Raw genomic sequence first — 13,141 nt, forward strand, 5'->3', positions numbered from 1 at the left:
CACTATCAATACAAAGGTGAATCCATGAGTACCAATGAACGTGTGCTTTGGGCCGGCGGACATGGGGGGTTTCTGCTCCTCGTTCTCGCCGGGATCGCATTCGTTTCGGGTTATTGGGTTATCCTCCTCGCGCTCGGTCCTGCAGCGTATCTCCTCGTTCTCGATGCTCATAACTCGGACAACGCTCCGAGGGTGATTGTCATCAGTTACGTAACTGCATTAGCTGTGGGCTGGGTGGCGTACATGGCGATTGCACAGGGGATCGCACCCATGACCGTCGAACCGATGTCGGAACCAGGTTTGCGTGTGGGTGGGAGTGCGTTAGTCACGTTTGCAGTTGCTACTGCCATCTTCTATATGCTGAACATTCACCAGCCGATGGCGTACGTCGCAGCGTTTACCACAGCAATTGGGGCGTTACCGACGATTCAATCGCTTGTCGTTGCAGTTATCGCAGTGCTACTTATCGCAGGTATTCAGACCGTTCGCCGCCGGTATGGTCCTGAATTCGCCAACTCTCCCAGCCCAACCAGGGAACACTCATTTAGACCCTAGTTCTGATTCAATATAATTACCACTCCAATGTATAGTGAAGCGTACCCAAACGGCTATGAGAAGCCAAAATATCGCCATTAAATATTCAACCTCTCTCGAGGCGCAGTGTTTGGAGAGAGAATTCACGGGTATGAGATCGAAGACGACATTGTTCTGAACACTAATGCCTCCGACGACGCTAACTCACCAAACTTGGACGGCTTACTGGAAGTCCCATTCACACTCTTTGAGGAGTCCGCTTGTTCAACGTCAAGGATGGCCACATCCCGATTCCTGTACGCTACGTTGGCGTAGTCCGATTTATTCACTTGCTGTTGTAACGCGTTCCACTCCATTGGGCTCAACGTTTCACGCGCAACCCAACTCCGAGAACCTTCTCGGGTGAGGTACACATACTCCGGCGACACGTTGGTTCTCACGGGTATCTGCTTGATACAGGCGGCCGATGCACAACCTGCGCTGTCGCGGTACAGTTCGACTTGCCGTTCACGCTCGTCAGGCGGCTGCCATTCGGATCCCCACGGCGAGGCAATGACGGTGCGCTCTGCGAATGCCGGGAACCACTCAGCCGGATCACCTGCGACGAGAAACATTGATTCGGCAGAGGTTTGCTCTCGGGCCCACCGCATCGCAGCGAGATCCTCATCATCGATGTACGATGGGAGCGGTTCCTGCTAGAGACGCTGCAGTGGACGCTCTGGGATCGGTTCATAGTTCGCTGCGTAGAGGCCACCGGTTACGACTCCGTAGCTGGCGAGCAGTACAAGTAACAAGAGCAGAAGTGCCCGCCTCTTAGGATTTCGGTCGGTGGAGATTTGCTCGTCCTTCAGTCACGCTAGCTAGTCGAACACCACCGCCGCAATCACGAATGCACCGACTAGCATAAGGAATCGAGTTTTCGGAAACATGACACCAGTCGCGGCAAACCAGAGCGGAAGTAGGTACCGCCACCGCGCGACGAGTTGGACAACACCGACGAGTGTAAGAACGTGCCACATTGCTAGAAACCGTGTTCGGTGGGCGTAGAGGAACTTCGACGTGAACCAGCGGAGCCCCTGCCCAATCCCGAGACGCGACCCTGCCGTTCGAGTGAAGATGTCGATACCGTGGACAGCAACGACGTGGCCCAACCATGGGGCAGCGAGGAGGAACCCATCGCTTGCAACAAGTACCTCGCCCAAATCCGGCAAGCGACCGGTCAAAGTACCCGTAGAAGACGAGATAACTGGTGGCAAAGAACACGGGGTACGAGGGATGCGTGAGGAGTGTTGCGCCGAACAACACCGCACCCGGCATGGCCCACAACCAATTTTGCTCTCGGAAGAGTCGGACGCCGACGTACAGACCCACAACTGTGAACAGATACGCTGGAGCGCGAGCAATTCCTCCGGCCGAGAGGTGCCATTTGAAAACGGCAGGACTGACTGCGACGACGAGCGCCGCAAATCCCGCACGCCGATTCCGGTCGGGTGCATCTCTAAATACCTCTCGACCGAGGAAGTAGACCGGCACAGTATACGCGATCGTGATGAATCCCGGAGCGTAACGAGTGAGCGCGAGCGGTTCCACGCCAAACATATCTTGAATGACTGCCACGGCGTAGAACATGAGCGGCGGATACGCAAACGGAAGTCCGTTAATTGTGTATCGCGGCACCCGAGCAGGCAGCCGATACCCTGCCTCACGTATCGTCTCCGCCATTGCGAGGTATAGCCCGCCGCCAGTTGCCGGATAGGGATGAGTCCACAGGTAGACCACGAACACGCCTCTACCATACGCACATTCCCGTACTTGTCGATGTTGGGATCGTGACGTATGACCAGGAACATGACCGAGTGACCCTGACCGATCACGGCGCTGCCATTGATCTCGAAGCCATCCAGAACCTCGCAGCCCAGCTGGATGAGTTCGACCGGAAGTCTGAGTGATATCGACTCGGCGAATGTCGTGTTAGGATGGACCACTAGTCGTGGCAGAGACACAAGCGGCGTGCACTGCGTTTAGAAGCGATACGCGAGCAGAATGAAGTTCCTACCGTTTCCGAAAGGACTTTGTTACTCAATAGCACACCGGCAGTTGGTCGGGTGTCTTCGAAGCCAGGAACGTGCATTCACCCGACGTAGGTGAGAGATGCGCCAATGTAGACCTACAAACTCTCATCCTATGATTTCCCCCTTCGAATAAAATTCGTCAATACTATCGCTAAAAACTGCTTTCCTTTTCAAGGTTCGGATTTATTTCGTGGTTTATTACTCTGTTAGCTATCTTGATGAACAGAAATGGCTTCCATAATTCAATTTTCCAGGTTGAAAATCTGGAATTTAGCTAATGGGCATGAAGAGGAGGGCCGAAATAGCCCAGCAAGGAACGTTACATAGACTTTGAAAAACTAATATGAACCCAACATGAATAGAGCCCTTTAGCGCTATTTAGGAGAGCGTACCTTCGGAAAATTAGCCCTCCAACGATGGCGATGAGTAGGATAATGGTGAAGAACAATGCCGGATCGAAAGGAGATAATAATGGATCTAGGTAAAGTGTTTCAATTCCACCAATCAACAAGAAGGCAATGACCATCTAGCTGGAATAGCAAATCCAATTGCATCTCTGGCAAACGCAGTGCGTATCCATTACAGAAGTTCGTTATTCAGTAAAGACTAGTTAAAGGGAAGCGAGTCGAGCTGCCATGGTTATCTCTGCTGTTAAACTCAGGCGATGCCCCGAACGTTGTTCGACCCGCACATCTGGCATGAAACTCTTGCCATATGTTCCTCTCTCGATTTAAATGTGTTCTGGCAGTTCATACACCGGTATCCGTACCTTGATTCCTCTTTGGTTCCAAGTACCGTTTTGAGTTGGTCAAGAACACCCATAGCGTTCCCCTCCCTCTATGTGTCTTGGTACCACTAGGCAAAATATCTTTTCCCTACATATTGAGAAGTATGTTCGAAGCGAATAGAGAGAGAGTGACACCATCGAGTTTACCGTCACAAACACGAGTACAACCAAAGTTTCTCTTGGATGTGGTATTCCATGGACGCTTCAGCAGCGAACGAATGGTCGCTGGCGTGAGGTCATTTGGACAGCGAGTGACGGAGTCCCACATTGTTTGACTCGCCTTCCGCCTGGGAAATCCTTTACTGAAGAGGTCACGCTGACACGCTCTGCGATCGAAACGCAAAACGGGACAGTGAAATACGACCTGACTGCCGGGCTCGATCGGTTCGTATTGATCGGAACCGACCCTTTCGTCGCAACCGACTTCCGTTTCCAATTGGCTCAATGAAAATTGCTGGTCGCGGATTATCAGGAATGTTTTCACTTCTACCGGGACGTGCTGGGCTTCGAGGTCGGATGGGGTGACGAAAAGAGCTATTATGCCGATTTTGAGACTGGGAATGCGACCCTCGCTCTGTTCGGCAGGGAGGAGATGGCGGATGCGGTGGGTGCGACCGAAAAGCCGTCTAACACTCCCGGTCAGGACGAAGTCGCACTGATTTTCAGGGTCGAAAGCGTAGATGAGACACATCAATCATTGAGAAGGAAAATCGAGTTCGTTACTGAACCTCACGACCGGCCCGACTGGGGCATCAGAGTTGCACACTTCCGCGACCCCAATGGGAACCTCATTGAAATTAACCGTTCCTTGGAATCGTAGTTTGGTTCATCACTGTTCCACTGTCAAAATCAGAGAGGTGTACACCGGTCGGAAGGTGGGCTTTCACGCCCAGCAATATGATCGAACCCTCACTAATCGAGCAAGATAGGATCGAGTTCATTCAAGGCCGCAAGCGCCTGCCCTGCTGATGTAAGCGCTCTCCGCAGATTCGAGAGTTAGGAAAGTATTCTAATTCTCAGATGCTCCACACTTCAAATTCCAATCCAGATCAAGGAAAGGTTCACAAGAGATCCCCTCAATCCACTATAATATGTTCCCATCATAGAACAAAACTGATCGCCTCGTCCTTGACCAACTCAGTCACGAGACTATCGTTCTGTTTGAACTCTACCGTATCTATTTTGCTTCAGATTCAATGAAGCATGACAGTGATAGAATGAGCCCAAAGAGTGACTGACTCGGGTGAACCTCGTTTATTCATCAGTTGATTCCGTCAATGTTCTCTTGTATAATTTCCAGAAGGGGAGAAAAAGAACAAGACCGCTCCCAACGAGGATAAGAAGAAACCCACCGCCAACAGTATCAAACGTGATGGCAACCACAGCCGCAAATCCAACTGTAAGTACCAAATAGAGGAGGAAGAGAAACGCTTGCCCTGCTCGCCCTTTCAATGGAGTCGCTGACCAGGCACTCAACATAGTGAACGAATCTTTCCGGGAGACTATCAGTTTCACTCTTCTATGCAATCGTCATCGGGGTGGTACAAGTAGCAGTAGAACACGCAGAAAGACCCGCATCGGTCACCTTCACGCAAGTGAACCCCGGTTTCTGTCTCGTTCAGGCGTACTTTGCGACGAGATTGAGGATCTCATCGAGTTCATCGCCGGACAAGGTGAACCGTTCCTGGGCGTAGATTGCACGTAGCTCGTCACGATCTTGCGGGAGGAGATCGACGATCTTGACTGCCGTTGATTCGTCCACTTTCTCAAGTTCGAGCAGTTCCATCACTAATTCACGGGATTCCTCAGCATCGAGCACTGCGAAGCGATTGACGTGCTCGATTGCACGTTTGAGATTAAAATTCATATCGCGGTCAGTGGCGGCATAGTCGGCCTCGATTTCGGCGAGGAGCTCTTTCGCTTCCGCGGTTGTTAAGGTCTCCTCATCAAGTTTTTCCGTAAAGATCGTCATGGTTGTTGGGATACAGGAGAAACCATCAAAATACTATTTGAAGAAATCAAACATTAAAACCCAATCTCGCAACCCTGTTCTTGTCTCGCCTGCAGAACGGGTTTAACCGATATCTGCTAGGGTCAACTCAGGGTAATCCACCGCGTGTCAAATTGACCATAGAAGAGAACTCTCCGACTAACATCGAAGATTATACTAGGTGGATCTCTTGACGCTCTTTGACGATGACGGGAATATCGGTCGTGTATTCCTTGTCTGCAAACATTATCGTCACTGTTACGTGATTCGGGAATTGCTCCACCATCTCCTTGCGGGTTACCGCTGGCCCGGTCGGAGCAGTCGAGACGAATGGCTGTCCGTTTCCAAATCCCATTCCGGACATGATATCGCCATGTGCACTGAAAGTGCCTTGAATGTATAGCTGAACTTCTTCTGTTGCAATCGACCCACATTCGAGTTCAGCCCACTGCTCAAACGGCCGTGTTGCATACTCAACTGTTCCCTCAGAATCCCGAGCGATTACGATGCGGACTTCGTTTGTTTTGGGAAGATACTCGACGACCTTGCTCGCGGCTTTTTTTCGCACGGTGAGTGGCTTACCGGTTGCACGAATGCCTGGGAGGGGGGACAGAATGGATGCAATGCGTGCCTTTGTGTAATTGTCTGCGTGATAGCCAACGAGTCCAATACTCGCCGAAGTGCCGCCCGCTGCGAGGAGCGTTCGTCGTGAATACCGGGCCATACGAGAACTCATCAGTGGAGCAGGTATAGCTATCCCGTTCGCTCAAATCGAGATTTTACTGAACACGATGCCAGACAATCAGCAAAATTCGTAGTCGAAACTAAAGACAGCCAAATTGCTCGTTGAGATTATTTTGGACGGAGAGCGCTCCAGACAAGCGCGCCAAGAAGAAACGCAAGACCTCCAGCGAAAAAGACGAGACTGGGAGGGAGCCAGAGCAATGGGCTTGGGTCTGCTGGTGCGCTTGTCTTACTGGCAAGTTCGAAAACTCCCTTAAATACTGGACTGATCTTGAGCAGTTCGCGCTGTGCCAACCACTCGATTAGGAGACTGCCACCAAACAAAAGACCAATGCCACCCAACAGATCTGATACTCGTGAGCGGACTTATTCAAGCCGACTGTCCGACCCACTCACGATGATGAGTGGATCATCAGTTGCTGAATAGACATGCATCTCACTTCCCTTTGAGGAATATTCCGTATCAATCAGCTCAATTAACTCTGCTTCGAGAAGTTTGGTAAGGTGGTACTGAGCGTTTTGAATCGAGGTGCCGGCATAGTCGGCAATTTCTGAGGAGGTAGCGGATTCATCCTGAAGGGAGAGATAGATAGTACGTGCGGTTTCTGACGAGAGGACGCGGAACACCTCTGCGCCAGAATCGTCCGCAAGATCACACAAGGTACCCTGTTTCGTTGGTTGAGATCGTGATCCTGAGAGTTTCCGGAGGAGGTCGCTCATTGTGTGAGTGTAACCAGTGAACTATCTTAAACATCGGTATGCCTGGTTTATCCGAAAGTACCTTTCGAGATCGCCTTGGCGTCTCAGTGGATGATACGATCACTATCGCTCACGAAAAGTATAGTCTCACGCCAGAGAGCCTCGATGACGAAATTCCGTAACAATAGTTATCCGTCACTCAGTGGCAGCTGACTAACCCCTTTCAAACTCTCTCCACGAATATCTCCAGCAAATCCTCTATTGACGCTCGTTACTGACATCAACACTGATTTCTTCTATCAACCTCGGTCTCCCATGACTGAATTCTTCGTCGGCTAGCTGCCAGCCTGTTCAGCGACTGTCTGAGTTCTCTTTTATTGGTTGAAATATGGTTCCCACTGACGGATTCCGTTGATAGAACTTCAAATTATCACTAACAATTACATTTAATATCCTCTATGCAATAGGATGGACCAGTGCCCGAACAAATCTCTCGACGGGGATTACTTACCTCAACGGCTGTCGCCAGCACGGTTGGTCTCTCTGGGTGTCAGTCAGTCTCTTTTTTAAGCAAGAGCAATCAACGAGTGGTTCGATCCACGTGCCGACGCGGAGCACCATTGGCAGTCCGATCCAAATCCGACTGTCTGGATTTGAATCAAATATCTTAGTACGACTTGAGGCGACGGCCACCGACGCACGAGATATTGCGTTCAGGAAAACGTGGTCACTCCAAACGGACGACACTGGGACGGCAGTACTTTCATCCAGCGAGATGACACAGAGACAACTAGCGTCGACGTGGGTCGGAACCAAGGATGACCTCCGCGCGGCGGATCAGTCGGGGGCCAATATGCTTCTTCAGTCTCTACGGCCAGCGACCGGGTCGCCAACGCCAGCCTCATTTGTTATTGGCACTCAGAAGAGTGTTGATGTGACACTCACGGCATACGTCGAATCCAAGCGATCGCCGGTGGTGACGCGACCCACCACTCGTGTCTACACCGCCCCAGAGGTAACTCAGCGCTCGGTTGCGGCCGACGATCTCGTCGGCTGGTTGTATCTCCCACCAACGTCAGGGCCTCATCCAGCGGTCACCACACTTCATGGTTCTGGAGCATATGTGCCACAGGTGTTTAGTCGGATGCTGGCGTCACATGGATATGCAACCCTTGCGTTGCAGTACTTCGATGCTGACGGATTACCAGACTCGCTGAGCGGAATTCCACTCGAATACTTCCAGCGATCGATTCGCTGGCTCACCACCCGGCAAGCGGTTCGTGATGACGGAGTTGGGCTGGTCGGATTTTCTCGCGGCGTCGAACCAGCACTGCTCGCAGCGGCCGACTATGAAGGCCCCGCGACGGTCGTCGGGTATTCTGGGAGTGGTGTGATTGCACAGGAATATCCCCCACGAGATTTCAAAGCCGCGTGGGTACGGAACGGGAAGCCTGTTGCACCATTCTCTGCAATATCGGCGGTGTTCAGATCGATCCGGTCGGTATATGAGCACGACTGTGAGGTAGCTTCTGTTCGGAAACGAGTACTGGAAGGTGTATCTGCCACGACACTCGAACGCGCGCTCATTCCTGTCGAAAAAATCAATGGCCCTGTGCTTCTGTTTGCCGGTGGCGACGACCAGCTTTGGCCTGCCCCCCCCACTATCGGTCCTTGCGATCAATCGGCTCACGCGGCATGATCACCCCTATCCGTACGGGCTGCGTGTCCTCTGCGATTCTGGTCATGTGTTTCACGCTCCATATCAACGGTACACAGGCAGGTTCACGAACAATAACTATGGCGGCGCGCCGACAGCGAATGCTCGGGCAGCAGCATTCGTTTGTCCGTCGTTGCTGGCGTGCCTGAACCGAGGCCTCCGATAGGCGATGTCATCCGCAGCCATTGATAACCGTACATACGCTCGACTCGCCGCCTGATCGGGGGATTCCGATGCTGGCTATCCGCATCGACTTCAGACTGTACAACCTATCTACGCCACTGCCACTGATACTGGGCGAGGGTTGAGGGAATTGGTGTTCGGCATGGACGTTCTTGGCATCCCGCTTCTGAATCTGTACGATAATATGACTGTACAGTTCCCGAATTTTTTTAATACCGATTAAGGTAGAGTAGAATATTATGTCTGGCCCCCCCCAGGGCGAGAACCGCGGCCAGCCCAGAGCCGCAACCGGCGGTCATATACGGGCCGCGGCACCCCCACAACAGTCGAAAAAGACGGGATCGGTGTCTTTATCGACGACACCGTTTACACCTTCACTGATATCTCTTTCCCGAGTATTCCACTGCTCTACATCGTGATGGTCACGTCACCGGTTGAGTATGGCGGGGTGAAAAGCGCCGCTTTCCTTGGCTGGATGACGATGGTACTCGGCGCAGCGTTAATCCGCGGTGGCTGGGTCAGTCCCCTCTTCACGGACATTCCTGGCTGGGTTTCAATAACACCAATACTGGTTGTATTACGAGTGCTGTATTTCAACCTTGCGTTAGCAGTTGCCGCGTATGGGGGAGGACTCCTCGGGACGCCGTCGACTCCACTCCCACTCCTCCTCGTTGCCTGGTCAGGGCGTGAGCGTGGTAGCAGTCGGCGTGTTTCCTGTGCTTGCTGGCGCGCTAGCAACCCGATGGCAAGCGTAACTACGTTTTTTCGTCATGGCATTGGCGGTGAGACACGAGCACTCCGGAATGGACGTCGACCGTAGTCACTGCTCTCGCATTCGGCATGAGGAATGAAAAGGCATTGTGAGCATTTTACGAGAGGGTGATATCTCACTGTCAGTCAGCCTGCGCTCGGAGTGTCAGTAGTTCCGGTCGTTCCAGAGCGGCTGCATAACGATCGGGATCATACTCCTGAAACTCCTCAGGAGGAACAGGCTCGTGAACCATCTCAATCCGCCAGCCTGTCGTTGTAATCGCGTTGAGAACTAAAGACATTGGTCGGTAGTAAGTCGGCAGGTCGACAGACCCCCAATTGCTGACAAATCCAACAGTGTCAGTGTATTGTTCTACCTCCCCAAACTCCTTGAGATATTGGGGATGCACGGTCGTGATGACGAGTATTGTACTGTCAGTCGCAACTTCTCGGAAGCCAGCGAAGATTGGCTTCCACGATTCAATATGACTGAGGACGAGGTGTGAAAGGATCACATCAACGGATCCCTCTACAAGCTCTGAAACATCAGTCAGCGAGCCATGCCGGAACGTCGCAACGTCACCGTATCGGTCACGAGCAGTTGCGATCGCTTTGCCGGCAATATCAACACCAACGACATCTGCTCCACGATTGAGGAACCACTCAACGTGATCGCCACGTCCACAGCCAGCAAGTAAGACGTGAGTTCCCTCAATATTCGGGAGGAGATCCGTTGTTGCCGGCCATGCGAAGGTTCGTTGATACGGGCTCGTCCCCCACGGATTACCGAGATCGTCCGAGTCTGTTTGCTCAGTGAGCGTGTTGTACCCTTTCTCTGGGTCAGTTGGATTATTGTCGTTTACCAAGTGCGTCCCTCGACCAAACGGTTGTAACGATTCGTGATATAATTCCCGGGACGATCACCAATGAGTCGAAGAGACTGTTACTGCTGCCTTCAGTTGCTAAATATACGCCCTTTATTCAGCAAACGCTCAGCGAACTCCATAACTCGTGATACGGATTGCATAGGAAGAAGGAGAACAATGAATGTCGTACTGTAATCACTCTTGATAGCCTATGGCCTCGCAGACTCACTGTCCAACACGATTAGAAGGCAAAGTAGCGGTTATCACAGGATCCATCCACGGCATTGGGCTCGGAATCGCCCGGAAATTCGCCACTGAAGGAGCATCCATTATTGTGAACGACCAGGGTGAATACGACGGCGAGAGAGTTGTGGATGAGCTGGACAGTGATGCTCTCTATGTTGAGGCAGATGTCCGTGATCCAGCACAGATCAAAGAGCTTGTTGCGACGGCAGTTGACGACTTTGGGCACATCGATGTTCTGGTAAACAACGTGGGAGACGGTCGAAATGGTCCACCTGACGAAGTGACGCTTGACGACTGGGAGTTTACGATGGAAACAACGCTGCGAAGCCAGTGGCTCTGTACCAAATACGCGATGGAACACATGCCACGAGGGGGGAGTATCATCAATATCTCCTCGGCGAACGCGTCGGCAGCCTCACCAGGATTCTTTCCATATAACGTGGCGAAGGCAGGAGTGAATGGCTTGACTCGTGCCCTTGCAATTGAACTCGGCCCCTTAGACATTCGAGTGAACGCAATCGAACCCGGCATGATCGAGGTCGACAATCCAGACCTCTCTCGAGCTGAGCTTGAGCAAGATCAGAAAATCGACCTTTCATGAGAGATAGTACATGACTAATCCGCCTAGCCGACATCAGCTGTACAAGTAGCAGGGTTCGATAGACCTGAGGTACCACCTGAAACTGCTCAGAGACGTTTGAGCTTCTTGCGGAACTGGGTGTGACGATTTAGAGGCGTCTCTAAACACCAGTTACAGGGCTCTCTCAACTTCCTCAGTCTCGTGCTCAACACCGAGAACTGGTTCGAGCAAATCATAGGAACTGACTTCTATACATGAGCCTAGCGTACGATTACATGAGCCGATACACTTGTGCTTCGTACGGTCGCAGATCGACAGCATCGGGAGGCTCACTCACTCTTTTGTTGTAATTGCCAATTAGCACCTCACTATCTTCATAGCTGATTTGATCAGGGAGTTCAAATGAAGATGCTCCCCCAGAGAAATTGAGAATCACCAGTAGTTGTTCGTCTCCGAGTGTCCGTGTGTAGGCGTAGATCTGTTCGTGGTCGGGAAGTAGGAGTTTGTACTCTCCGTAGATCATGACGGAGTACTCCTTGCGAAGCGCGATTAGGCGTCGGTAGTAGTTCCAGACCGAATCAGAGTTGGCTATCGCCTGCTCGGCGTTGATTTCCGGATAATTTGGATTCACCTGGATCCAAGGCTCGCTATCAGTGAAACCTGCGTTTGATTCATCAGTCCATTGCATCGGTGTTCGGGCATTGTCTCGACTACGAGCATGCACTAGGTCTGCGATTTCACTAAAGCCGTCAATTTTACCCTGTTCAATGGCGCGTTCGACGCGTTGAATGGTGTCTACGTCTCGGTAGTCATCCAACCGGTCAAAGCGGACGTTCGTCATCCCGAGTTCCTCACCCTGATATATGTACGGCGTGCCGCGAAGCGTGTGTAGAAGTGTCGCTAGAAGCTTCGCCGATTCGACTCGATACTCACCGTTATTGCCAAAGCGCGACACCTGTCGAGGCTGGTCGTGGTTACTCAGATAGAGGGCATTCCATCCGTCCTTGTACAGTGCAGTCTGCCATTTAGTGAGTACTTCTTTGAAGTCGGTAAGTTGCCATTCGACGACGTTCCACAGGCTCGTGCCACGATCTAGGTACATATGCTCGAAGTGGAAGATCATTTCCAGCCCCTGATCGCCGGGTTCGAGGTACTGCAACGCCTCTTCGAGTGTAGTGTACATCTCGCCGACGGTCATGACGTCCCGATCAGCTAGCACCTCCTGATTCATTTCTCGAAGGTAATCATGTATCTCGGGCCCGTCAACAAAGTGTTCTATACCCGGGAGCCAGCTTTCAGGATCGCCATCAGGAAGTCCCTTCGACTTCGAGAGGAGATTGATCACGTCCATCCGAAAGCCATCGACTCCTTTCTCAAGCCACCACCGTATTATCGTGTAGATATCCTCACGGACGGCAGGATTCTCCCAGTTCAGATCGGGTTGTTTCTCGTCGAATAGGTGGAGGTAGTACTCGTCCGTAGCTTCGTCATAGGTCCAAGCTGACCCACCGAAAACCGACTCCCAGTTGTTCGGCGGCTCGTCGTTATTCCCTGGTCGCCAAATGTAATACTCACGATATGTATTTTCCGTCGACGATCGGGATTTGAGAAACCACGAGTGCTCATCGGAGGTATGGTTGACAACGAGATCCATGATGAGTCTGATATCCCGCGCATGCAGCTCGGCGAGAAGCTCCTCTCAGTCGGCCATCGTCCCGAACTCGTTCATAATCGCGTAGTAGTCCGCGATATCGTAGCCCATGTCCGCGTTCGGTGAGTGATAGACGGGATTGAGCCAGACGATATCAATGCCGAGCTGCTCCAAGTAGTCGAGTTTCTGGAGGATGCCTTGGATATCGTCGATTCCATCCCCGTCCGAGTCGTTGAAGCTCCACGGGTAAATCTGATAGACGACTGCTTCCTTCCACCAAACTCGCTGCTCACCTGCACGATCGGTTTCTTCCATCGACTAA

The 13,141-nt window shown here is 51.9% G+C and carries 12 protein-coding genes and 3 pseudogenes; 8 read left to right on the forward strand and 7 right to left on the reverse strand.

Features of this window, described 5'->3' with window-relative positions; translation table 11 throughout:
- Nucleotides 1-24 precede the first annotated feature (24 nt).
- Nucleotides 25-555 (forward strand): hypothetical protein, encoded by a 531-nt coding sequence (locus tag LIW51_RS30400; RefSeq protein WP_227379786.1) that lies wholly within the window; start codon nt 25-27, stop codon nt 553-555.
- A gap of 839 nt (nt 556-1,394) precedes the next feature.
- Here LIW51_RS30400 and LIW51_RS30405 read toward each other — a convergent pair.
- The gene (locus LIW51_RS30405; protein ID WP_227379787.1) at nt 1,395-1,745 is read right to left on the reverse strand and encodes a hypothetical protein; all 351 of its coding nucleotides are present in this window, start codon (nt 1,743-1,745) and stop codon (nt 1,395-1,397) included.
- Between the two features lie 534 nt (nt 1,746-2,279).
- On the opposite strand from LIW51_RS30405, the pseudogene LIW51_RS40145 reads away from it, so the two are divergent.
- Nucleotides 2,280-2,345: pseudogene (locus LIW51_RS40145) on the forward strand (hypothetical protein); the annotation flags it as partial.
- Nucleotides 2,346-3,263: 918 nt separating this feature from the next.
- Here LIW51_RS40145 and LIW51_RS39600 read toward each other — a convergent pair.
- Nucleotides 3,264-3,428 (reverse strand): DUF5816 domain-containing protein, encoded by a 165-nt coding sequence (locus LIW51_RS39600; protein ID WP_227379788.1) that lies wholly within the window; start codon nt 3,426-3,428, stop codon nt 3,264-3,266.
- A gap of 101 nt (nt 3,429-3,529) precedes the next feature.
- On the opposite strand from LIW51_RS39600, the gene LIW51_RS39605 reads away from it, so the two are divergent.
- Together LIW51_RS39605 and LIW51_RS30415 are read left to right on the forward strand one after the other, a co-directional pair.
- The gene (locus tag LIW51_RS39605) at nt 3,530-3,841 is read left to right on the forward strand and encodes an immunoglobulin-like domain-containing protein (RefSeq protein WP_368411899.1); all 312 of its coding nucleotides are present in this window, start codon (nt 3,530-3,532) and stop codon (nt 3,839-3,841) included.
- A gap of 3 nt (nt 3,842-3,844) precedes the next feature.
- Nucleotides 3,845-4,213 carry a VOC family protein gene (locus LIW51_RS30415; protein WP_227379789.1) on the forward strand — a complete coding sequence of 123 codons (369 nt, stop codon included), beginning with the start codon at nt 3,845-3,847 and terminating at the stop codon, nt 4,211-4,213.
- Between the two features lie 798 nt (nt 4,214-5,011).
- On the opposite strand, the gene LIW51_RS30420 is transcribed toward LIW51_RS30415, so the two are convergent.
- The 3 genes from LIW51_RS30420 to LIW51_RS30430 form a co-directional block, all read right to left on the reverse strand.
- Nucleotides 5,012-5,365 (reverse strand): RNA polymerase Rpb4 family protein, encoded by a 354-nt coding sequence (locus LIW51_RS30420; protein WP_227379790.1) that lies wholly within the window; start codon nt 5,363-5,365, stop codon nt 5,012-5,014.
- A 190-nt stretch (nt 5,366-5,555) separates the two neighbouring features.
- A complete protein-coding gene (locus tag LIW51_RS30425; protein WP_227379791.1) occupies nt 5,556-6,107 on the reverse strand; it encodes a hypothetical protein in 552 nt (183 codons plus the stop codon).
- Between the two features lie 386 nt (nt 6,108-6,493).
- Nucleotides 6,494-6,847 (reverse strand): ArsR/SmtB family transcription factor, encoded by a 354-nt coding sequence (locus tag LIW51_RS30430; RefSeq protein ID WP_227379792.1) that lies wholly within the window; start codon nt 6,845-6,847, stop codon nt 6,494-6,496.
- 913 nt (nt 6,848-7,760) lie between these two features.
- Between LIW51_RS30430 and LIW51_RS30435 the strand changes: the two genes are divergently transcribed.
- The gene (locus LIW51_RS30435; protein ID WP_227379793.1) at nt 7,761-8,525 is read left to right on the forward strand and encodes an acyl-CoA thioester hydrolase/BAAT C-terminal domain-containing protein; all 765 of its coding nucleotides are present in this window, start codon (nt 7,761-7,763) and stop codon (nt 8,523-8,525) included.
- Between the two features lie 541 nt (nt 8,526-9,066).
- The gene (locus LIW51_RS40535) at nt 9,067-9,546 is read left to right on the forward strand and encodes a DUF8215 family protein (protein ID WP_497007419.1); all 480 of its coding nucleotides are present in this window, start codon (nt 9,067-9,069) and stop codon (nt 9,544-9,546) included.
- A gap of 73 nt (nt 9,547-9,619) precedes the next feature.
- On the opposite strand, the gene LIW51_RS30440 is transcribed toward LIW51_RS40535, so the two are convergent.
- Nucleotides 9,620-10,342, reverse strand: a complete 723-nt coding sequence (locus tag LIW51_RS30440) for a class I SAM-dependent methyltransferase (protein ID WP_227379794.1) — start codon at nt 10,340-10,342, stop codon at nt 9,620-9,622.
- 211 nt (nt 10,343-10,553) lie between these two features.
- On the opposite strand from LIW51_RS30440, the gene LIW51_RS30445 reads away from it, so the two are divergent.
- Together LIW51_RS30445 and LIW51_RS30450 are read left to right on the forward strand one after the other, a co-directional pair.
- Complete coding sequence (locus LIW51_RS30445) at nt 10,554-11,189, forward strand: SDR family NAD(P)-dependent oxidoreductase (protein WP_227379795.1); 636 nt, start codon at nt 10,554-10,556, stop codon at nt 11,187-11,189.
- A 93-nt stretch (nt 11,190-11,282) separates the two neighbouring features.
- Nucleotides 11,283-11,426: pseudogene (locus LIW51_RS30450) on the forward strand (IS1595-like element ISHti5 family transposase); the annotation flags it as partial.
- A gap of 13 nt (nt 11,427-11,439) precedes the next feature.
- Here the strand turns inward: LIW51_RS30450 and LIW51_RS30455 are convergent.
- Nucleotides 11,440-13,134: pseudogene (locus tag LIW51_RS30455) on the reverse strand (glycoside hydrolase family 13 protein).
- Nucleotides 13,135-13,141 lie beyond the last annotated feature (7 nt).

The organism is Haladaptatus halobius (genome assembly GCF_020618475.1).
In the GTDB taxonomy this organism is placed as follows: Archaea; Halobacteriota; Halobacteria; order Halobacteriales; family Haladaptataceae; genus Haladaptatus; species Haladaptatus halobius.